We start from the raw sequence: 22695 nt of genomic DNA, 5'->3' as shown, positions 1-22695 counted from the left end.
ACAATCGCCAACTGGTTGAAGCGATGATCAAAGTGAAGGCGCTAAATAAGATCAACACCCTTGGTCTGCCTAAATATCAGTAAGTTAAGTGAGTTTATTAGAGAGCTGCATTTGATCAACAAGGCCTATATATCTATAAAATTGATGCTAATTTGTCTGATGAAGAAATAGCAAAAGCTAAAAATCTTACACGGTTTATTAATCTTGAGTAAGAACGCTGTTGAATTATCATTTGTTTATGTATTCTAAATGATGGTTGTTCTAGTTTTAATTGTAAAATAATTTATTTTCAATAAGATAGCTGTTATTGTCGGAGTTTTATAGCAAATTAAATGAAGGAATATTGCTTGAAATATGTTTTAGCTTTTTGTTTTTTCTGTAGTGTTTATTCTTACGCGACAGGAGTTGATAACTATCGGCTACCCCAAGAAATTACTCTAGATTCACAAGTCGTCAATTTAGAATTAGATCCATCAAAACCTACCTTTAGTGGCACCACAATTTTATCGTTAGAGATTTCTTCACCAACAGATACTATTAGCTACCACAGCCATGGTTTAAATATTCAGTCTGTGGAACTTTTGACGGATGAATTATCAACAAACTTACCGGTCGAAACAGCAAATAACTATGACATTGTTAAGCATAAGCTAGATCACAACGTTAGTGGTCAGGCAAAGTTAGCCATCAAGTTTATTGGAAAATTCTCTAATCATGGGCAGGGCCTATTTGTGCAGACAAGTGGTGCCGAGGCAGATTATATTTTCTCACAATTTCAGCCAATGCTTGCTAGGCGAGTCTTCCCTAGTTTAAATGAACCAGATAAAAAAACATTATTTCAGTTTACCTTAACCATCCCTTCAAATTTAACTGCGCTTCACAATACACGTGCTCTTTCTACAAAAATTGATTCAAATAAAAAAACGATTAAGTTTGAAGAAACGTCTGTAATTCCGACAGATGTTTTAGCCATCGCTGTAGGCAAGTTTGATAGCAAGGAAATGGAGGAAACTAAATACAAGAGTACTTTGTTTTCGCCACAAGGTTTACAGTATCAATATCATGAAGAATTGCCTCTATTAATCAATAACATAATTGATTATTTGTCAGGCTACTTGGGTAAGCCTTTTCCTTACGACAAATTAGATTTCTTCATCGCACCGTTTGACTCTTCAGCGGCAATGGAAAATGTTGGTTTAATTGCACTTAGCCCAAAAAAAATTCCTTCGGCCGGAGCAAGTAGCTACGATATGTGTGAGTTTCGAAAACTCGTTGCACATGAAATTGCACATATGTGGTTTGGTAACGATATCACTATGCAGTGGTATGACGATTATTGGATGAACGAGTCTTTTAGCGAGTTTTTTGCAGCAGAAGTAGTGACTCATTTTTATCCCACAGAAGCACAGTGTACTTATACGCCACAATCAAGCTCATTAGAAAGTGACAACGACATGCATCGAGCTGTAATTACTGAAGTGAAAGTAGCTTCAGAGCAAGATGGAACAGGTCAACTTGTTTACAGTAAGGGCTTTTCTATACTGGCTATGCTTGAGCAGGCAATGGGGGAGGATGAATTTAAAGAATCAATTCGCGAGTATGTGAAGACTTTTCAAGGCACAGTTATGTCATTTGATAGCTTTAAACGCTATATCCCTAAAAACCTAGTAGGAATGGTCTCCTCATTTTTACAACAGCCATCATATCCATTAGTGACCTTGTATCGTAAAGATGATGCACTTTACTTAAAGCAAGATAACTTCTTTAGGCAAAATAAATTGTGGAGTATTCCGCTTACATTAAAAATTTATAATGTTGGCAATGAGGTTTCTTATAAAAATGTTTTGTTAAATACTCAAACAATGTTATTGAGTGACGTTTCGCCTTCATCGCAGGTTTTTATAGACACCAAAGGTGTGGGTTACTTTAGGTATATTGATAAAACAGATAATGCTGAATTCCCACTTCATTTGCTCAGTGATGCGGAAAAGCTGTCTTATATGGAAAATAATGATGCATTGGCAAGCGCAGCACTCATTGATTATATGGATTATGTTGATACGCTAGTACTAACGCTAAATAGTTTACCTACAGACAGTGTTGAATCCTTCAAAGCATTGAATAGTCTTATAGACTCGTTTATTGAGTTTGTACCAAGCGATTTAAAAGCGCCCTACAGCAGTTATTTACAAGCAAACTTACCAAAAATTATTGATTGGCAAACTGTATTAAACAAAGAGAATGGTGGGACTTGGCTTTCGTTTTATGGTGTTTATTTGAAATCTGACAGTGCAATTGCCTTTGCTAAAGGAAAAATAAAACAAGGTAAAGTTATTGATTTGCCGGCACGCAGTTCCGTGCTGCAAGTAGCCGCCGCAAACTCTACAGACAGTGAATATTTAGCGCTTTTAGCAATGTTCAATAGTGGTGACATGACATTTAAAGAAGATGTTTTGGACTCAATTGGCTACACATTAAAAGAGGAGCAAATTAAAGCGTTTTATGAGTTACTGCTCAGTGATTCAACTACTGAGTTTGTTATTGATTACCGTTTCCAGTTTCCGGCATTTTTTGCAGAAAATAGAGAGTTTGTTGCTGCATATTTTTCAAAAAATAAAGGTCGTATTTTAAAGCGGATTCCAAAAGAAGGTACTCAATGGGTTGTTTATAATTTCATGACCGCTTGTTCAAATGAAGAAAGTAAATTGATACAAGATACTTTTGAGGGATGGAAAAACATAGATGGTTTATCAAGTAAGTTAGAGGTTATTTTAAATAAGGTTGAAGAGTGTGCTAGGAGCTCAAAAGCGAAAGTGAAAAACTTAGAGCAAAGGATTAATGGTAAAGCTTAAAAATTTCCAAAGCTAAATAACTCTGAACAGTTAGAGTGAGTTAATTGGTTTAATAATCAACGCCTATTATATTTAATTGGGTATATTTCACCAGCTCAATATGAAACAGGCTACTATGAAATTTAAATGAGTTAGGTAAAGTGGCCTGACTTAAACAAACTGGTATCCGGTGAGCTTGGGGCGATTCACTTGGCTTATAGGCCAAGTAAAGCGCCGTTTCTTTTTATTTATTTCACTAATTACAGTGCATAATGTGTAGATAGAGGAAGAAGGAGTCATTAGACTTCTCCTTTCTCTGTAAGCTTTTGACGAGCAATGAGCCACTCGTCGATTTCCTTAACTAGAAAGCCAATTGAACGTGCCCCTAGAGAAATAGCTCGGGGGAAATCAGGATCTTCTCTCCATCTCCACAGAGTACTTTTACTTATATTGAGTTGTTCAGTGAGTTGCTTTGGACGAATAATTTCATTTTTGATGGGCATAGCATAACCTCTATTAATTATTTCTTGCACTCATTTGCAAGAATAGAAACAGCATATAAGATTTCAAAAGTATTTATTGGGGATCATTAGGTAAATGAGATCTATTTCACAATAATAATTAATTTTATTTGGTTATTATCTCTAGCTATCGATGTAGGGGGCAAAATAATTGTCTTATGCGACATAAGTATTGCCTTCTGTGGCATTGGAGTTGCCTTGTGTGGCAAGCTATGTAAGTTGAAAAGAAAGGCTCATTATTTTTAACTAACCCTGCTTTACTGAATAAATTAAATAGAGAACAAGTTGATTTTATTACTTTGCAGCACGTAATCGAAATATTTAATACATTATCATCAAAAAGGGTAATTCCTTCAGGAACTGTAGGGTTAATAAAAAGAGAGCTTAATTCAGTCAAAATAGGAACGGCTAGCAAAGAAACAATTGTTGCAATAATTGAAAGCGCTAGTTCAACTAATGAAGAGTGGGTTAATGAGCTGTTCAGCGTGATAGAAAAGGTCAAAGAGGAAAAGCTCTTATCGATACAGCTGTGAATTCGCAGAGAAGTAAATATGAAAGATTGCAAATTGTCACCATCAAAATCGTGCTTTATATATAAGGTATTAGAAATCCACTTTACTGAGAAATTACGTATTTGAGATCATTATTTCTCAGCTAATAGCTTTATAGCCAATAGCTTACTGAGAATTACGTGCTTGAGATCATTATTTTTCAGTAAAAACTTAGCTAATGGCGTTATTGCCACCGTCTTTACTCAGATATTTGGTGGACGAGATCATTATTTTTCAGTAAAAACTTAGCTAATGGCGTTATTGCCACCAGCTTTACTCAGGTATTTGGTGGATGAAATCATTATTTCTCAGTAAAAATTACAGCTAATGGCGTTATTGCCACCGGCTTTACTCAGGTATTTGGTGGATGAGATCATTATTTCTAAGTAAAAACTCAGCTAATGGCGTTATTGCCACCGGCTTTACTCAGGTATTTGATGGATAAGATCATTATATCTCAGTAAAAATCTTAGCTAATGGCCTTATAGCCAGTAGCTTACTGAGAAATTACGTGCTTGAGATCATTGTTTTTCAGTAAAAACTTAGCTAGTGGCGTTATTACCACCGGCTTGATTCATGTATTTGGTGGATGAGATCATTATTTCTAAGTAAAAACTCAGCTAATGGCGTTATTGCCACCGGCTTTACTCAGGTATTTGATGGATGAGATCATTATATCTCAGTAAAAATCTTAGCTAATGGCCTTATAGCCAGTAGCTTACTGAGAAATTACGTGCTTGAGATCATTGTTTTTCAGTAAAAACTTAGCTAATGGCGTTATTACCACCGGCTTGATTCATGCATTTGGTGGATGAGATCATTTTTTCTCAGTAAAAATCTCAGCTAATGGCTTTATAGCCAGTAGCTTATTGCAAAATTATGTGTCTGAGATCATTTGAATTATAAGGATAACAGTAGTTGAAATCGTATCATGGCTATTTAAGGAACTCTCAGATCGAGTCGGAGCTAATATACCTCTGAAAGTATAATTAGATCCGATTATAGGGTTTTAATTTTATTCGATAGGTTGATCTGCTGCTAAATTAAGCTCAGCTTCATCACGCAATTTATCCAAAAAATCAGACCACCGTTGCATCATAGCTCGTCGAGCGCTTAAATATTGTGCATGATTATATGAACGAGATGTTTGATTTCCGATATTATGAGCTAATTGTATTTCAATGTGATTAAAGTCTTCTTCTTGCTCATTAAGTAAAGTTGAAGCGACCCCTCGGAACCCATGAGCCACAATGTCTTCTGATGAATATCCTAATGCTTTCAACCTATTATTAATTACATTTTTACTAAAAGGTTGAGAGCGATTCATTTCTGAAGGGAAAACGTATTTAGAATAACTCGTATATTTATAAAGTGTTTTAAATTTTGAAAATGTTTGTATTGAAAGCGGAACAATATGCTCTTTGTTAGTTTTCATATCTTCAGCTGGTATTAGAATGTACTGTTCGTCAAAAATTACGTGTTTCCATTGTAAGCAACGTAGTTCTGAAGGACGTAAGAATAAGTGAGGTAATAATTTTAGCGCTTCTTGGGGGCAAAATGTACCTAAAGTGTTATTTTCGATTTTTAAAATTAACTGCCCAAGCTTTTGAGGATCTGTAATTCCTGCATGGTGCTTCACTTTAGGCATTTTACCTGTAAGCTGAATATAGTCTAAATTAATCAGAGGGTTATGCTCTGTAATTTCATTTGTAATAGCATAACGAAATATTCGATTAAGCATAGATAGCATCGGGGAGACTTTTCTCTTTGTGTCAGCATCAACTAATTGCTTAATAACTTTAATCAAATGCTGCTTTTTTATTTGATGTACTTGTAGTTTACAGAGATCTTTCAAGTCATTTTCTAGCCATCTTTTCAGCTTTTTGTAATTGCTTTCGCTCCATTCCGCCTTATTTATATTTAGCCAACCTTGTGCGATTTTCCCAAAATTTAAGTTTTCATCTGAGCTTTCATACTTTTTGATTTTTCTTTCGAGTGAGGGATCAATGCCTTCGATAAGATGAAGCCTCATTTCATCAGCTTTGGATCTGGCCATTTTGAGGGAGATCTTGGGGTATCTTCCTAATGAAATTTCTTTATGTTTATTTGCATACTTGTATTTGTATCTCCAGAGCTTTGAGCCAGTGCTTTTTACTAGTAAATACAAGTTGTTACCATCATATTTTTTTGTCTGTTTTTGCCCTTCAGGACATTTCAGCGCTTTAATTCTTTCATTTGTTAGATTCATTTCTAATACCCAAATTAATTTAAGTTGGGGTATTTTATTTAGAAATCAGATCTTTCCAGAGCGTGATGTATGTGAGATACCCCACATTATCACTCAAAACCTTTGAAATTTTATGAGTGCTCATAATGCTTAATGAATACACTCAAACTATAAAAAAACCCGCAAAGCAATGCTTTGCGGGCCTTATAAAGCTTTATGAACACTTATGAGTTCATGGTGGGGATGATTACATCATGCCGCCCATACCACCCATACCGCCCATGCCGCCCATATCTGGAGCAGCTGGCTCATCTTTCGGGATTTCAGCAACCATTGCTTCAGTTGTGATCATAAGACCCGCGATTGAAGCTGCGTACTGTAGTGCAGAACGCGTTACTTTAGTTGGGTCTAAGATACCCATTTCGATCATGTCGTTGTACTCGCCTGATGCTGCGTTGTAACCGTAGTTACCTTCACCGCCTTTTACTGAGTTAACAACAACAGATGCTTCGTCACCTGCGTTAGTTACGATTTGACGAAGTGGTGCTTCCATCGCACGTAGTGCAACTTTGATACCGTGGCTTTGGTCTTCGTTGTCGCCAGCAAGTTCAACAAGTTTGCTTGCTACGCGAACTAGTGCAACACCACCACCAGGTACAACACCTTCTTCAACCGCTGCGCGAGTTGCGTGTAGTGCATCTTCAACGCGGTCTTTCTTCTCTTTCATTTCGATTTCAGTTGCTGCGCCAACTTTGATTACTGCAACACCGCCAGCTAGTTTAGCCATACGCTCTTGTAGTTTCTCTTTATCGTAGTCAGACGTCGCTTCTTCGATTTGTGCTTTGATTTGTGCAACACGACCATTGATGCCGTCTTCTTCGCCTGCACCGTCGATGATTGTTGTATCATCTTTAGTGATCACAACGCGCTTCGCTGTACCTAGGTCTTCGATTGTCGCTTTCTCTAGCTCTAAACCGATTTCTTCAGAAATAACAGTACCACCTGTTAATACTGCGATGTCTTGTAGCATTGCTTTACGACGGTCGCCAAAACCAGGTGCTTTAACCGCAGATACTTTAACGATACCGCGCATGTTGTTTACAACAAGTGTTGCAAGTGCTTCACCTTCAAGGTCTTCAGCAATGATAAGTAGTGGCTTGCTAGCTTTAGCAACAGCTTCTAATGTAGGTAGTAGCTCACGGATGTTAGATACTTTTTTGTCTACAAGTAGAATGAATGGGTTGTCTAGCTCTACAGCGCCTTTTTCAGCGTTGTTGATGAAATATGGAGAAAGGTAACCGCGGTCAAACTGCATACCTTCAACTACGTCTAGTTCGTTTTCTAACGACTGACCTTCTTCAACAGTGATAACGCCTGAATCACGGCCTACTTTTTCCATTGCTTCTGCAATGATGTCACCGATTTCTTTATCAGAGTTAGCAGAAATAGTACCTACTTGTGCAATTGCTTTAGTGTCTGCACATGGAACAGACAGTGCTTTAAGCTCTTCAACTGCTGCAGTAACTGCTTTGTCGATACCACGCTTAAGGTCCATTGGGTTCATACCCGCTGCAACTGCTTTTAAGCCTTCGTTTACGATAGCTTGCGCTAATACTGTTGCAGTTGTTGTACCGTCACCTGCAGCGTCATTCGCTTTAGACGCTACTTCTTTAACCATTTGTGCGCCCATGTTTTCGAACTTGTCTTCAAGCTCGATTTCTTTTGCAACAGATACACCGTCTTTAGTGATCACTGGCGCGCCGAATGATTTGTCTAATACAACGTTACGGCCTTTAGGACCTAAAGTTACTTTTACTGCGTTTGCTAAAATGTTTACGCCAGTTAGCATTTTGCCACGTGCGTCACCTGCAAAAAGTACTTCTTTTGCTGCCATGATTAAATTCCTCTTAAATTCTGTAAACGGGTTGCTAAACGAAAAGTAGGATTAGCCTACAATGCCTAGAATGTTATCTTCACGCATGATCAGGTACTCTTGACCTTCGATCTTTTCAGCTTTTTCAACATAAGAGCCGAACAGCACAGTGTCACCGGCTTTAACTTCTAATGCTCTTACTTCACCGTTGTCTAAAACACGGCCATTACCAACAGCGATAACTTCTCCGCGAGTTGATTTTTCAGCTGCAGAGCCAGTTAATACAATACCGCCAGCAGACTTAGTTTCTTCTTCTAGACGCTTAACGATGACGCGATCATGTAAAGGACGAATGTTCATTTATTTAGTTCTCCTAACAGTTTCTGAACAGTACAGAAAAAATCTTGTGTTATTGCAGGGGAGTGCTAAGCCACCCGTTGCGTTTCATTGCATTCATTAATGGGGGTGGCTTAAAAAAATCCAAGTAAAAAAATTAAAAAATTTTAATCTTTTCGCTCAAATTCACCATCAATAGTTGTAGGTTGATGGTTTGGTTCTTCATGAGTGGTTGTTTTACTATGATATTGGAAGTGTGCAGAGCCTTGATTTGCCTGCGAACTCATGCGCACGGTCGCTTGACTAGCAAGGCCTGCAGCCAGTTTGTTGCGGATTGCTGGCGTAAGTAGTAAAAAGCCAAAAAAGTCAGTCATGATGCCTGGTGTCATTAATAAAACACCGGCGATAATGACACATAATCCAGTAAATAATTCTTTTGCAGGCATTTGCCCTTGTGCCATTTGTAATTGCACGTTTTGAATTGCGCCCATACCTTGCTGCTTCACTAATTTCGCACCGACAATCGCGGTCACAATTACAAGCGCTATGGTGGCAAAACCGCCGATCACTTCACTCACTTGGATGAGTAACGCGATCTCCACAATCGGCACTAAAATAAATAACAAAAACAAAAATCTAAACATAACGCTCTCTAAAAAATGTCATTCTCTTTCGAGTCAGTGAAATATAAATTGGGGTGAGCAGGTCATTTTTCAAGACGGAACCTAGGATCACCTTGCTCGCTACACATTATAGTTACTATCGGCTACTATGGTGCGACTCACGTAATCAAATAAAGGTTCCTTATGACTACGCATTTTCGACTTATTTTTACGACTTGTGCAAATGAGGCTGAAGCCCGTCAGTTGGCACAACATCTAGTTAAAGAAAAGCTAGCTGCTTGTGTGAACATTTTGCCTACTATTGAATCTATTTACATGTGGGAAGGCGAGGTGACTCAAGCTATTGAAAGTAAGTTACTGATCAAAACTAAGTCAGAAAAAATGAATGAGGTGATCCAAACTATCAAGAAATTGCATAGTTATGAGGTGCCTGAAATTCAGGTCGTTGATGTGGCTACGGGCAATTTAGCCTATTTTAATTGGATGGATGAGGTACTTAATTAATGCGATCGTTCCTTTTATTACTTTGTGCATTGTGGCTTATGCCAGCAAGCGCGAGTAATAACAATTTACTTGGAAATCTACTACAACCTGCGGAGCAAACATTTCTCCCTGTTGATCAGGCTTTTGTTTTCGATTTTGACCAGCAAGGCAAAACCTTATTTATTGGCTGGGATATTGCGCCTGATTATTACCTTTATAAAAAGAAAGTCGAAATTATTGCCAAAGGCGCAGATATTGAAGTTCTTGATCTTGGCAAGGGCGTGATTATTGAAGATGAGTTTTTTGGTAAGACCGAGGTATTCTTTGATTCGTTAAGTGTGGTTTCTAAGCTCAGTAACGTCACAGAAGGTGCGGTTGTTAAAGTGCGTTTTCAAGGCTGTGCCGAGGCGGGATTATGTTATCCGCCAGAAGTTAGAACCATTCCTTTATCTGTGATTGCAGGTGAGCAAGTATCACAGGCTGCAGATGCGGGGAACGCATTGGCTGCATTAACACAAGCAGCCGATACTAATGAAGCGTCATCAGCCCCTTCTCAAGAAGTTTCAAAACCAGCTGGTGAGCAGTCATATACCGATAAGCTTGCATCGCAAGGTTTACTAACTAACCTAGTAATCTTCTTTTTAGTGGGTGTTGGTCTTGCCTTTACACCATGCGTATTCCCAATGTTTCCGATTTTGTCGAGCCTTATAGCGGGTCAGCAGAATTTATCGACTAAAAAAGCGTTCTCGCTGTCGTTTGTATATGTACAAGGTATGGCCGTTACTTACGCAGCGCTGGGCTTAGTGGTTGCATCATTAGGTGGGCAAGTACAAGGGTATTTACAGCATCCTACTGTACTAATTAGCTTTAGTATCTTATTTGTATTATTAGCAATGTCGATGTTTGGCTGGTACGAAATCAAATTACCTAGCAGCATGATGAATAAACTCACTCAGGTTAGTAACCAGCAAAAAGGCGGCAACTATGTTGGCGTATTTATGATGGGTGTACTGTCTGGTTTGATTGCCTCACCGTGTACAACAGCACCATTGTCTGCTGCTTTACTTTATGTGGCGCAAAGTGGTGACTATCTTGTCGGTGGTTTAACACTTTATGTGCTCAGTTTAGGCATGGGCTTACCGTTATTATTACTGGGGACTTCTGGCGGTAAATTATTACCAAAAGCCGGTGGTTGGATGGAGCAAGTGAAAACCCTATTCGGCTTCATCATGCTGGTCGTGCCGCTTATTCTGTTAGAGCGTATTGTTAATATTGAAATCATCTGGTTAATGGCGGGTTTATTAGCACTTGCTACAGCGCTTTATTTACATCATTGGCAAAGTAGTCAATCACAAGGCAAGCTAAAAACAGCATTGTGGTTTGCTGCAACCTTATTGGTTGTGACTGGGGCGAGTTTAACTAAAAATTATTTTTGGCCTAGTAAAGCGGTAGTTGCTGAAGCTGCTGTACAAACACATGGTTTTAGACAAGTTGCTAATCTAAGTGAATTAAAAGAAGAAATTGCACAGGCAAGTAGCGAAGGGCGCTTAGTGATGGTCGACTTATATGCCGACTGGTGTGTTGCCTGTAAAGAGTTTGAGCACTACACGTTTCCTGATGCTAAAGTGCAAGAGCAGTTTGCTCACTTTGAATTAATTCAAATCGATTTAACAGAAAGCGATGCAAAAACAATTGAGCTAATGGAAGAATACACGGTATTTGGGTTGCCGAGCATTTTGTTCTTTGATAGCCAAGGTAATGAGCTTTTAGAGCAACGTGTAACAGGCTTTTTAAATGCCAAAGACTTTGCAGAACATTTAGCAAAAGTTCGAAATACCGCTAAATAAACGCAAACGTGCAAGAAAATAGCAAAACGCCACTCATCTGAGTGGCGTTTTTGTATCTGCATCGTAAAAAATACTTATTTTAAGTGAAAAATAGCAAATTCACTGATTGAAGCTCAATTTATCAACAGGAAAACAGCTGGAATGACCCTGTTGTGTGCCTTGCTATGCTTGACTTTACCACGAATGGGGAGTGATTAGACCAGTATTTTGCTGCTATTTACGTCGAAATATCTATAATAGGTGGTTAACGTGAGAAATAGTTGCTATTTTACATCAGCACGCTTAGGTTAAGCGTGGGTTTATGATGAATATGGTTAAACTGCTTACTTATAGGATATATCGCGTATTATGGCTGCAAAATTCAAACTTTTAGTTCTAAATGGGCCAAATTTAAACATGCTTGGCAAGCGTGAACCAGAAAAGTACGGTACTCAATCTCTTGATGAGATTATAGCTGAACTTAGCCTGGTTGCTGCCGGTCTCAATGTTGATTTAACGCATTTCCAAAGTAACAGTGAAGCTGCATTAATAGAACGCATTCACGATGCATGGCAAATGGTTGATGCAATAATTATCAATCCTGCTGCATTTACGCATACAAGCGTAGCCTTACGGGATGCATTACTCAGTGTAAACATTCCCTTTTACGAGGTGCATTTAAGTAATGTGCATGCTCGAGAAGCATTCCGTCATCATTCGTATTTTTCGGATGTGGCACAAGGCGCCATTATTGGATTAGGAGCAATGGGTTATAAGGTGGCACTTGAAGCTGCTGTTAGCCGGTTGCAAAACACACATTAATTTTTTAAATAACTAACAGGCGGGTCGTTCAATGGATATTCGCAAGATCAAAAAACTTATCGAACTAGTAGAAGAATCTGGTATTGCTGAATTAGAAATCACTGAAGGTGAAGAGTCAGTACGCATCAATCGTAACAACATGTCTGCAGCACCTGCAATACAGTATGCACCACAGCAGTTTGCAGCACCTGCACCAGCAGCGGCTCCAGCTCCAGCTCCAGTAGCAGAGGCACCAGCAGCAGAAGCGGCTGCTCCAGCTGCACCGACTGGCCATCAAGTTAAATCTCCTATGGTTGGTTCATTCTACTCAGCGGCTTCTCCAGAAGCAGCACCATACGTAGAAGTAGGTTCTAAAGTAAATGTTGGCGATACGTTATGTATCGTTGAAGCAATGAAGATGATGAACCAAATCGAATCTGATAAAGCAGGCACAGTAAAAGCTATCTTAGTTGAAAATGGCGAGCCAGTAGAATTCGATCAACCTTTATTCATTATTGAATAATAGCGCAACAAAAGGCCAACTCTATGTTAGATAAAGTAGTCATTGCAAACCGAGGTGAAATTGCACTTCGCGTACTGCGCGCCTGCAAAGAGCTTGGGATCAAAACTGTTGCTGTGCATTCAACGGCAGACCGTGATCTTAAGCACGTGTTACTGGCAGACGAAACAATTTGTATTGGTAAACCAGCAGCCACTGAAAGTTACTTAGATATTCCGCGCATTATTGCTGCGGCAGAAGTAACAGACGCAGTTGCTATCCACCCAGGTTATGGTTTCCTTTCTGAAAATGCAGACTTTGCTGATCAAGTTGAGCAAAGTGGCTTTGTATTTATCGGTCCTAAAGGCGACACGATTCGTTTAATGGGTGATAAAGTTTCTGCAATCGAAGCGATGCGTAAAGCCGGTGTACCTTGTGTACCAGGTTCTGATGGCCCATTAACGGCAGACAGTGAGCGCAACATTCAAATCGCTAAGCGTATTGGTTACCCTGTAATCATTAAAGCAGCAGGCGGCGGCGGTGGTCGTGGTATGCGTGTTGTTCGCAGCGAAAAAGAACTGATTGATTCAATCGCTCTTACTCAGCAAGAAGCAAAGCAGTTCTTCGGTAATGGTATGGTTTACATGGAAAAATTCCTTGAAAACCCACGTCACATCGAAGTTCAAGTACTTGCTGATGGCCAAGGCAATGCAGTTCACTTAGGTGAGCGTGATTGTTCAATGCAACGTCGTCACCAAAAAGTTGTTGAAGAAGCGCCAGCACCAGGTATCACAGCTGAAATGCGTAAGTTCATCGGTGACCGTTGTACTCGTGCATGTATCGAAATTGGTTATCGCGGTGCAGGTACGTTCGAATTCTTATACGAAAACGGCGAGTTCTATTTCATCGAAATGAATACCCGTATTCAGGTTGAGCACCCAGTAACAGAAATGGTTACTGGCGTTGACTTAATCAAAGAGCAGCTAAAAATTGCAGCTGGCCAACCATTATCATTCACACAAGAAGATGTGGTTATTCGTGGTCATGCAATTGAGTGCCGTATTAATGCGGAAGACCCAGACACCTTTATTCCATCACCAGGTAAAATCACGCGATTCCACCCTGCTGGCGGTTTAGGTATTCGTTGGGACAGCCATATCTACGCAGATTACACAGTACCACCTCATTACGATTCAATGATTGGTAAGCTGATCTGTTATGGTGAAAACCGTGATGTAGCTATTGCTCGTTCACGCAATGCGTTAAACGAATTAGTGATCGATGGCATCAAGACCAACACACCACTGCACAAGAAAATCTTGGCAGATGAGAACTTCCAAAACGGTGGTACAAACATCCACTACCTTGAGAAGAAACTAGGTCTGTAAACAAAATTCTGTTTAAGCTAAAAAGCCGGCAACTTTGCCGGCTTTTTTTTGTCAAATTAGTCATAAGAGTGATTCTCGCCTTACAAAATTATTCTGGTATGATTAACAAAGTAATGTGTTTTTAGTTTTTCATGAGGTAATAATGACCGACAGTGTTGGTTTTCCACTCGCTGATGAAGCAGCAACGGTTAATATGGGTAAGCAACTTGCAACCTTAATGGAGCAAGGAGCAGTCATCTACTTACATGGTGATTTAGGTGCCGGTAAAACGACATTAACCCGTGGTATCGTGCAAGGTTTCGGTCATCAAGGTAAGGTTAAGAGTCCAACTTATACACTGGTTGAGCCTTACCAATTAGCCAAAGCTGATGTCTATCACTTTGATTTATATCGCTTAGGTGATCCTGAAGAACTTGAATATATGGGAATTCGTGACTATTTTTCACCACAGGCCATTTGTGTTGTGGAATGGCCTGAAAAAGGCGGCGAATTTATTCCAACACCAGATCTTGATATCACCCTACGCTATGAAGGCGAGGCGCGTGCTATTACAATTAATAGCTTAACCGAGCGTGGTAAGGCTATTGTTCAGCAACTTACGAGCGCGCAAGAATAAACATATAAAAATAAAGGTGTATTAGTAAAAATGGGTCGTTGTACGTTTAAACTATTAACTACTTTGATGTTATTGGTTGTTAGCCAGATTGCGCTTGCACAAAATACCATTAATAGCGTACGAGTGTGGCCCTCACCTGACAGCACTCGAGTGGTCTTTGATTTAAACGATAAGCCTGATTTCAGCTATTTCATGCTGAAAAACCCAGCTCGTTTAGTCATTGATTTAAAAAATACCGACAAACTAGATAGCTTGCCAGCTATTCCTCAAAAGCATCAGATTGTTTCCAAACTGCGTTACTCAAAACCAAAAGACAGCAAAAGTGTGCGTTTTGTCTTTGAGCTAGCCCGTGCCAGTAAACCTGCTGTATTTGCTTTACTACCAACCGATCCCTACAAGCATCGTTTAGTGGTTGACCTTGTTGATAAAACACCGAAGGCAGAACCTGTTGCTTCGACCAATACCAGTGTGAAAAAACGCGAACTTAATCAAGAGCGCGATATTGTTATTGCCATTGATGCAGGTCATGGTGGTGAAGACCCCGGTTCAATTGGTCCATCAGGCACTTATGAAAAAGATATTACGCTACAAATAGCGAAGCGCTTAGAGCGAATGATAGATGCTGAAAAAGGCATGATTTCGCGTATGGTGCGCCGCAGTGACTACTTTGTAAATTTAAACACCCGTACTAGCATAGCTCGTAAGAAAAAAGCTGACTTCTTTGTGTCGATTCATGCGGATGCCTTTACTAGTCCACAACCAAACGGTGCCTCAGTGTGGGTGCTATCACTACGCCGTGCAAATTCAGAAATTGGTAAATGGATTGAGGATAAAGAAAAACACTCAGAGCTTTTAGGTGGTGCAGCTGGGGTATTAAAAGATACTGCAAGCGAAAAATATTTAGCACAAGCACTGCTAGATATGTCGATGGATCACTCGATGAAAACAGGTTTTAGTGTCGCAGAAGAAGTGGTTAGCGAATTACGAAAAGTGGCTAAAATGCATAAGAAACGCCCACAAGCGGCGAGCCTTGCGGTATTGAAATCACCCGATATTCCGTCTATTTTGGTCGAAACAGGGTTTATTTCGAATCCGCGTGAAGAGCGAATGCTAAAAACGGCGCAGCATCAGGAGCGCTTAGCTAAAGCAATTTTCACCTCGATTAAAAATTACTACATGAAGAATCCACCAGATGACTCACTATTTGCTAAGTTAAAGTCGCAGTTTCCGACTAAACACAAAGTTCGCCCTGGTGAATCGTTAAGTATTTTAGCAAGCAGATACAACACCTCGGTGAGTAAGCTAAAAACGGCCAACAACTTAAAATCGAATACCTTATTTATTGGTCAAGAGCTTGATATTCCTCAAAGCTAGTCAATTTTCGTGTTAGGAACACTATGAGTATAGAAATACTACCCGCGCGATTGGCTAACCAAATTGCTGCGGGTGAAGTGGTTGAACGCCCAGCATCCGTTGTTAAAGAGCTGGTAGAAAACAGTTTAGATGCTGGCGCAACGCGCATTCAAATAGATATTGAGCGTGGTGGGCATAAGCTAATTCGTATCCGCGATAATGGCTCTGGCATTAATAAAGATGAACTAACATTAGCCTTGTCGCGCCATGCTACGAGTAAGCTTAAGTCACTCGATGATCTTGAGAACATTTGCTCACTGGGTTTTCGTGGTGAAGCGTTAGCATCAATTAGTTCTGTTTCTCGCTTAACTTTAAGCTCAAAGCCAAAGCAGCAAGAGGCTGCATGGCAAGCGTTTGCTGAAGGCCGCGATATGGCGGTGCAGGTTAAGCCAACCGCACACCCTGATGGTACCACCATTGAGGTGAAAGACTTATTCTTTAATACCCCTGCGCGCCGTAAATTTCTTCGCACCGAGAAAACCGAGTTTTCACATATTGATGAGCTCATAAAGCGTATTGCGCTGAGTCGTTTTGATGTCTCTATCACCCTGACTCATAATGGCAAGGTCGTGCGTCAATACCGTGCTAAACCAAACCCTGAGCAAGCGATAAGCCGTGTTGCACAAGTGGCGGGTAAAGCATTTAGTGAACAGGGGCTGCATATTCAGTCAGGTGAAGCAGGTTTGATGTTGCGAGGTTGGGTATTGCCCGTGGGCTCAACGAATAGCACGCAATATACCTATGTGAATAATCGCATGATGCGCGATAAACTCATTTTACATGCAATCCGCCAAGCCTTTGAAGAAGTCGCAGGCTCTGAAGAGCTACCCGGTTTTGTCATTTATATTGATATTGACCCACGTCAGGTCGATGTAAACGTGCACCCAGCAAAACATGAAGTGCGTTTTCATCAAGGCCGTTTAGTGCATGACTTTATCCTGCAGGCAATAAAACAAGTGGTGGTGCCGCTTCAGCACGAAGCTGGTTTTACAGAGCATAATGACACTGCTTTTCAGCATGCTCCGTTTGATGAGGCGCACTCAAGCAGCACACAGCCAAGTTTTACTCAATCAGCGCCAACAGAGCAGTATGATTACCCTAAATCTGAATTACAGCCGACACGTTCAGTGAGTTATTCTGGGGCAACTGGAGCAGGGCGCTCTGGCGGTGGTTTTAGTAGTGACAGCCGGGGCCGCAGTAAAACATCTCACCAAGATGTCAATGCATTTTATCAAGGGATCAGCGAGCAACATGCTGCGCATTTTGACCAAGTACGCCCAGAGCCAAGTGTTACAGCACCGGTTGTAGAGCAAGCAAAACTTGCCAAGCTTATTCATGTACGAGAAGGCGAGTGCGTATTTAGTGAAGACAACCAACTCTTTGCTGCGCACTTTAAGCATGCAATAGCACTCGACTGGCAAGCGCACGTAGAGCAAGCAGGTAGCCTTGATGGCAAAGCCTTATTGTTACCTGTGCGAGTAAATGCAAGTGCTGATGATATTAGCGCGTTAAATGCTCAGCAGTCGTGGTTTACCTTACTTGGTTTTGATTTAGTAATAGAAAAACAGTTTGTGATGGTTAAAAAGCTTCCGCCTTGCGTGTATTTACTTGATGTAAGTGATGCTATTGAGCGGCTTATTGCTGGCTGTAAAGCCTCACCAAGTTCACTCGATGAATGGTTAGCTTGGTTAACTCAACAAATACCAACACGTTATTACGCAAGCCAAGCCTTTATGGAGCAAGTGGCTCGGTTAGAAAATAATCCACAAACTATGCAACTTTTACGTCAAAAAGCAGTTAAAATAGAACTATCTCAGTTTTTAAACTAAGCAAGGTATTTAGGCTTGAATAACTTACCCGTCATTTTTTTAATGGGACCAACCGCTGCAGGGAAAACAGATTTAGCAATTTCGCTGTGTGAGTATTTAAACACAGAAATAATCAGTGTTGATTCAGCATTAGTCTATAAAGATATGGACATCGGCACGGCAAAGCCAAATGCCGAAGAGCTTGCTCGTGCGCCGCATCACTTAATTGATATTATCGACCCAGCAGAAAGTTATTCAGTGGCAGATTTTCGCCGTGATGCAATTGAAAAGATTGATCTATTTCATCAGCAAGGTAAAGTACCTGTATTGGTTGGCGGTACAATGATGTATTTTAAGTCGCTTATTGATGGCTTATCACCGCTACCAGAGGCATCACCTGAAGTACGTGCTGAACTCGAAAAAGAAGCAGCACAGTTTGGTTGGCCACATTTGCATAAAGAACTTGTGAAAATCGATCCTGATGCAGCGAAAAAAATGAGCGAAAATGATTCGCAAAGAATTAATCGTGCATTAGAAGTGTATCGTATAACAGGTAAAACAATGACTGAGCTGCAAAAACAAAAGCAGCCTGAGCTTCCTTATACTTTCTATCAATTTGCCATTGCACCTGATGATCGCAGTGAATTACATCAGCGAATTGAGAAAAGGTTTAAAATAATGCTCGATCAGGGGTTTGAAAATGAAGTTTCATCCCTATATAAACGTAAGGATTTACACCCAGACCTACCTTCGATTCGTTGTGTGGGTTATAGACAAATGTGGGATTACATTGCTGGCGAAATTGACTATGATGAAATGGTCTTTCGTGGTATTGCAGCCACACGGCAGTTAGCCAAGCGACAACTGACTTGGTTAAGAGGTTGGCCTGAAGTAATTTGGTTGACTACGGGTGATGAAGAAAACTTGCAACGTGTAGTAAGTTCGCTAAGCTAGTAGTAGCTGAAAGTTTTTTAGCTTTGTTAAATTAGTTCAGCTACTTAATTATAATAACACCTAGAACGAAGGAAAATAACATGGCAAAAGGCCAGTCGTTACAAGACCCATTTTTAAATGCGTTACGTCGTGAGCGCATTCCAGTATCAATCTTTTTGGTTAATGGCATTAAATTGCAGGGTAAAATCCAGTCATTTGACCAATTTGTTATTTTACTTGAAAACACCGTAAATCAAATGGTGTATAAACACGCTATTTCAACTGTTGTTCCAGCGCGTTCTGTTAACTTCCAAGGCGTTCAAGGAAGTGATGATTCAGAAGAGCAAGAATCTGGAAATTTTTAAACTTAGGAGCGTAATGCTTGTTTGACCGTTATGAAGCCGGCGAACAGGCAGTTTTAGTTCATATCGACTTACCTAAAGAGGGAGATCGCGAAGATCTTCACGAATTAGAGTTGTTGGTATCTTCTGCTGGTGTTAGTAGTTTGGCGATTGTGCAAGGCAGTCGTCAAGCACCGCATCCGAAACTTTTCGTCGGGACCGGAAAAGCAGAAGAAATCGCTGAAACTGTCAAAATCCACAATGCAGATGTCATTATTTTCAACCATCAACTTAGCCCGTCACAGGAACGCAATTTAGAGCGCGTTTGCCAGTGCCGCGTTCTTGATCGTACGAGTTTGATCTTAGATATTTTTGCGCAGCGAGCGCGAACTCACGAAGGTAAACTTCAGGTTGAGTTAGCTCAGTTACGCCATATTTCTACTCGCTTGATCCGTGGTTGGACCCACCTTGAAAGACAAAAAGGCGGGATAGGGTTACGTGGTCCGGGTGAAACCCAGCTCGAAACCGATAGACGATTACTGCGCGCAAGAATTAAAAATATTCGTGCCCGTTTAGATAAAGTTGCTGTTCAACGTGAGCAGGGGCGACGTGCGCGTACGCGAAATGAAATTCCAACTGTGTCACTAGTAGGTTATACCAATGCGGGTAAATCAACGTTATTTAACCGTATTACTGACTCAGATGTGTATGCTGCTGATCAGCTATTCGCAACCCTAGATCCAACCTTACGTAAGTTAGATATAGGCGATATAGGTCCAATTATTTTAGCGGATACGGTAGGTTTCATTCGTCACTTACCTCATGACCTTGTTGCAGCATTTAAAGCGACCTTAACAGAAACCCGTGAAGCTGATTTACAGTTGCATGTTATCGATGTGGCAGACCCTCGTCGAAAAGAAAATATTGAGCAAGTACAGTCTGTTTTAAAAGAAATCGAAGCAGATGAAGTGCCGCAATTATTGGTTTATAACAAAATTGATGCGCTAGATGACGTTGCGCCACGTATAGATAGAAACGACGAAGGTCAACCGGTACGAGTCTGGTTGTCGGCGCGCACTGGCGTTGGCTGTGAACTGCTAAGTGAGGCAATTAATGAGTTACTTGCCAAGAAGATGTTTGCTGATGAGCTAAAATTACCACCACAACATGGTCGTATTCGTGCAGCATTATTCAACTTAAACGCAGTTCATCAAGAACGTTTTGATGAGCAAGGAAACTGGTTGTTATCGGTACGCTTGCCAATGGCAGAATGGAATCGCTTGAAAAAAGAGATGGGACAAGACCTCGACTCTTTTGTAGTGACTGATTAAAAATCGCCAGCATTTGTCTTTTTTAGTATGAGAAATGCTGTAGATTTGATAGATTTAACCTAATTCATTTAGATAACAATGGAGTATAGCTATGGCCTGGAATGAACCGGGTAATAATGGCAATGATAAAGATCCGTGGAATAATAAAGGCGGAAAAGATCAAGGCCCACCTGATTTAGACGAGGTAATGCGTAAATTCGGCAACAAGTTTGGCGGTTTATTTGGTGGTAATAAGCCAGGTAAAAACGGCGGCGGACTTGGTGGCGCAGGCATTTCTTTCATCCTTATCATTGCCGTCATTGTATGGGCATTAAGTGGTATTTACACGGTAAAAGAAGCCGAGCGCGGTATTGTTTTACAATTTGGACAATACAATCGCATTGCAGAACCTGGCTTACGTTGGAAAATGACCTTCATTGAACGCGTGATCCCTGTAGATATTGAAGCGGTTCGCTCGTTATCTGCAAAAGGTTTCATGCTGACAGAAGACGAGAACGTGGTAAATGTAGAGTTTGAAGTACAATACCGTGTTATCGATCCACACCTATACAAGTTTAGCGTAACCGACGCAGATGGCAGCTTGAAACAAGCGCTTGATAGTGCTCTTCGTTATGTGATTGGTCATGTAAAAATGGACCAAGTGCTAACAACTGGTCGTGAGTTAGTGCGCCAACAAACGTGGGATGAACTAAACAAAATCATTGAGCCTTACAACTTGGGTATTATCGTAAGCGATGTGAACTTTAAAGATTCACGTCCGCCGGGTGAAGTAAAAGACGCGTTTGATGATGCTATTGCTGCACAAGAAGATGAAGAACGCTTTATCCGTGAAGCTGAAGCTTACGCTCGTGAAATTGAGCCTCGTGCCCGTGGTCAAGTTACGCGTATGACACAAGAAGCAGAAGCGTACCGTGAGCGTATTACTTTAGAAGCGCAAGGTGAAGTAGCACGTTTTGAAAAACTGTTACCTGAGTACCAAGCTGCGAAAGAAGTAACCCGTAAGCGCTTATATATCGATGCGATGGAAGAAGTGCTAGGTAACAGCTCTAAAGTGTTAGTTGATGTAGAGGGCGGTAATAATATGATGTATCTACCGCTTGATAAAATCATGGAAAAGCAAGGTACAGCAACGCGTGTTGCGCTACCAAGCTCAAGTGATATTCAAGATCTTCGCAATAAGTTAAATCCATCACGTAACAGCACGGTTAATTCAAGTAATGATCGTTTCGCAACTGACCGTTTTAATGAGGGGAGATAAGTAAGATGAAAAATTTTAGTTTAGTAATACTTGCCCTTGCAGTTGTGCTGTCTTTTTCTGCGATTTTTGTTGTACAAGAAGGCGAAAAAGCAATTGTCTTATTATTCAGCAAAGTTGAAAAAGACAGTGACGATAACGCCGTAGTATATGGCCCAGGTTTACACTTAAAAGTACCTTTCTTTAGCCAAGTACGTCGCTTAGATGCACGAATTCAAACGCTAGATGGTGAAGCTGACCGCTTTGTTACTAGTGAGAAAAAAGACTTAATCGTTGATTCTTATGTGAAGTGGCGCATTAATGACTTTAGTGCATTTTACCTACGTGCCCGTGGTGATAAGCAATATGCTGAAACACTGCTTAAGCAAAAGGTGAACAATGGACTTCGTACTAATTTCGGTTCTCGTACAATCAAAGAGATTGTCTCTGGCGAGCGTAGTGAATTGATGGAAGAAGCGTTAGTTCAAGCGTCTGAAAGTGCGCAAGAGCTAGGTATTGAAGTACTTGACGTACGTGTTAAGCAAATTAACTTACCACAAGAAGTGAGTAGCTCAATCTTCCAGCGTATGCGTGCTGAGCGTACTGCAGTAGCTAAAGAGCACCGTTCAGAAGGTCAAGAAAAAGCTGAGACAATTCGCGCAGAAGTAGACCGCCGTGTAACCGTAATGCTTGCAGATGCTGAACGTAATGCTCGTACAGTACGTGGTCAAGGTGATGCTGATGCTGCTGCTATCTATGCTAATGCATATAACAAAGACGCTGAATTCTTTGGTTTTATGCGCAGCCTAGAAGCATACAAAAATACCTTTAAAGATAAACAAGACGTGATGGTAATTTCACCTGATAGCGACTTCTTTAATTATATGAAAGGTACAAAAGTACAGTAAGTAATACTCGTATGATCAAAAGCCCCGCAATTTGTGGGGCTTTTTTGTCTCTGTAAGTGATTAATTTTTATTCTTAACAATTTTATAAACCTCTGTTCTGCATGTAGTTGTTTAAGTAATTGAGAAGATAAAAATTCAGGCGCAGAAAAAAT

Annotated in this window: 19 protein-coding genes and 1 pseudogene; 15 read left to right on the top strand and 5 right to left on the bottom strand. The window is 40.4% G+C overall.

All coding sequences use genetic code 11. The features are described from left to right. Positions 1-347: 347 nt before the first annotated feature. Both L1266_RS14860 and L1266_RS22495 read left to right on the top strand, forming a co-directional pair. The gene (locus L1266_RS14860) at positions 348-2852 is read left to right on the top strand and encodes a M1 family metallopeptidase (protein WP_235377797.1); all 2505 of its coding nucleotides are present in this window, start codon (positions 348-350) and stop codon (positions 2850-2852) included. 45 nt (positions 2853-2897) lie between these two features. Continuing rightward, positions 2898-2978: pseudogene (locus L1266_RS22495) on the top strand (hypothetical protein); the annotation flags it as partial. A 152-nt stretch (positions 2979-3130) separates the two neighbouring features. On the opposite strand, the gene L1266_RS14855 reads toward L1266_RS22495, so the two are convergent. The 5 genes from L1266_RS14855 to L1266_RS14835 all read right to left on the bottom strand — a co-directional run bounded on the left by L1266_RS14855 (position 3131) and on the right by L1266_RS14835 (position 8983). After that, on the bottom strand, positions 3131-3334 hold the full coding sequence (locus tag L1266_RS14855) for a helix-turn-helix transcriptional regulator (RefSeq protein ID WP_235377796.1): 204 nt from the start codon (positions 3332-3334) through the stop codon (positions 3131-3133). A gap of 1584 nt (positions 3335-4918) precedes the next feature. Then, a complete protein-coding gene (locus L1266_RS14850) occupies positions 4919-6151 on the bottom strand; it encodes a tyrosine-type recombinase/integrase (protein ID WP_235377795.1) in 1233 nt (410 codons plus the stop codon). 226 nt (positions 6152-6377) lie between these two features. Then, on the bottom strand, positions 6378-8024 hold the full coding sequence (groL, locus tag L1266_RS14845) for a chaperonin GroEL (protein ID WP_054552424.1): 1647 nt from the start codon (positions 8022-8024) through the stop codon (positions 6378-6380). A 51-nt stretch (positions 8025-8075) separates the two neighbouring features. Then, the gene (locus L1266_RS14840) at positions 8076-8363 is read right to left on the bottom strand and encodes a co-chaperone GroES (RefSeq protein WP_036973362.1); all 288 of its coding nucleotides are present in this window, start codon (positions 8361-8363) and stop codon (positions 8076-8078) included. Between the two features lie 143 nt (positions 8364-8506). Beyond that, positions 8507-8983: an FxsA family protein gene (locus L1266_RS14835; protein ID WP_054552425.1), complete on the bottom strand. Its 477-nt coding sequence runs from the start codon at positions 8981-8983 to the stop codon at positions 8507-8509. 162 nt (positions 8984-9145) lie between these two features. Between L1266_RS14835 and cutA the strand changes: the two genes are divergently transcribed. The 13 genes from cutA to hflC all read left to right on the top strand — a co-directional run bounded on the left by cutA (position 9146) and on the right by hflC (position 22543). Beyond that, on the top strand, positions 9146-9466 hold the full coding sequence (gene cutA / locus L1266_RS14830) for a divalent-cation tolerance protein CutA (protein WP_054552426.1): 321 nt from the start codon (positions 9146-9148) through the stop codon (positions 9464-9466). Beyond that, on the top strand, positions 9466-11292 hold the full coding sequence (locus tag L1266_RS14825; protein ID WP_235377794.1) for a protein-disulfide reductase DsbD: 1827 nt from the start codon (positions 9466-9468) through the stop codon (positions 11290-11292). The genes cutA and L1266_RS14825 overlap by 1 nt, the downstream gene beginning before the upstream one ends. 348 nt (positions 11293-11640) lie before the next feature. Next, complete coding sequence (aroQ, locus tag L1266_RS14820; RefSeq protein WP_166341059.1) at positions 11641-12093, top strand: type II 3-dehydroquinate dehydratase; 453 nt, start codon at positions 11641-11643, stop codon at positions 12091-12093. 31 nt (positions 12094-12124) lie between these two features. After that, positions 12125-12595: an acetyl-CoA carboxylase biotin carboxyl carrier protein gene (gene accB / locus L1266_RS14815; protein ID WP_235377793.1), complete on the top strand. Its 471-nt coding sequence runs from the start codon at positions 12125-12127 to the stop codon at positions 12593-12595. 23 nt (positions 12596-12618) lie between these two features. Beyond that, positions 12619-13959: an acetyl-CoA carboxylase biotin carboxylase subunit gene (gene accC, locus L1266_RS14810; protein ID WP_054552430.1), complete on the top strand. Its 1341-nt coding sequence runs from the start codon at positions 12619-12621 to the stop codon at positions 13957-13959. 142 nt (positions 13960-14101) lie between these two features. Continuing rightward, positions 14102-14575 (top strand): tRNA (adenosine(37)-N6)-threonylcarbamoyltransferase complex ATPase subunit type 1 TsaE, encoded by a 474-nt coding sequence (gene tsaE / locus L1266_RS14805; protein ID WP_054552431.1) that lies wholly within the window; start codon positions 14102-14104, stop codon positions 14573-14575. A gap of 66 nt (positions 14576-14641) precedes the next feature. Beyond that, entirely contained in the window at positions 14642-15949 is a 1308-nt protein-coding gene (locus tag L1266_RS14800) for an N-acetylmuramoyl-L-alanine amidase (RefSeq protein ID WP_235377799.1), read from the top strand. A 23-nt stretch (positions 15950-15972) separates the two neighbouring features. Further along, a complete protein-coding gene (mutL, locus tag L1266_RS14795; RefSeq protein ID WP_235377792.1) occupies positions 15973-17817 on the top strand; it encodes a DNA mismatch repair endonuclease MutL in 1845 nt (614 codons plus the stop codon). A 15-nt stretch (positions 17818-17832) separates the two neighbouring features. Then, positions 17833-18750, top strand: coding sequence for a tRNA (adenosine(37)-N6)-dimethylallyltransferase MiaA (gene miaA, locus L1266_RS14790; protein ID WP_166341054.1), 918 nt, complete (start codon positions 17833-17835; stop codon positions 18748-18750). Positions 18751-18830: 80 nt separating this feature from the next. Further along, positions 18831-19094, top strand: a complete 264-nt coding sequence (hfq, locus tag L1266_RS14785) for an RNA chaperone Hfq (protein WP_054552435.1) — start codon at positions 18831-18833, stop codon at positions 19092-19094. Between the two features lie 17 nt (positions 19095-19111). Next, entirely contained in the window at positions 19112-20401 is a 1290-nt protein-coding gene (hflX, locus tag L1266_RS14780) for a ribosome rescue GTPase HflX (protein WP_054552436.1), read from the top strand. 91 nt (positions 20402-20492) lie between these two features. Beyond that, positions 20493-21659: an FtsH protease activity modulator HflK gene (gene hflK, locus L1266_RS14775; protein ID WP_054552437.1), complete on the top strand. Its 1167-nt coding sequence runs from the start codon at positions 20493-20495 to the stop codon at positions 21657-21659. A 5-nt stretch (positions 21660-21664) separates the two neighbouring features. After that, positions 21665-22543, top strand: a complete 879-nt coding sequence (gene hflC / locus L1266_RS14770; RefSeq protein ID WP_054552438.1) for a protease modulator HflC — start codon at positions 21665-21667, stop codon at positions 22541-22543. Positions 22544-22695: the final 152 nt, after the last annotated feature.

This window comes from Pseudoalteromonas sp. Cn5-37 (assembly GCF_021532495.1).
GTDB classification, from domain to species: domain Bacteria; phylum Pseudomonadota; class Gammaproteobacteria; order Enterobacterales; family Alteromonadaceae; genus Pseudoalteromonas; species Pseudoalteromonas simplex.
This window is presented reverse-complemented; position numbering and strand designations above follow the sequence as displayed.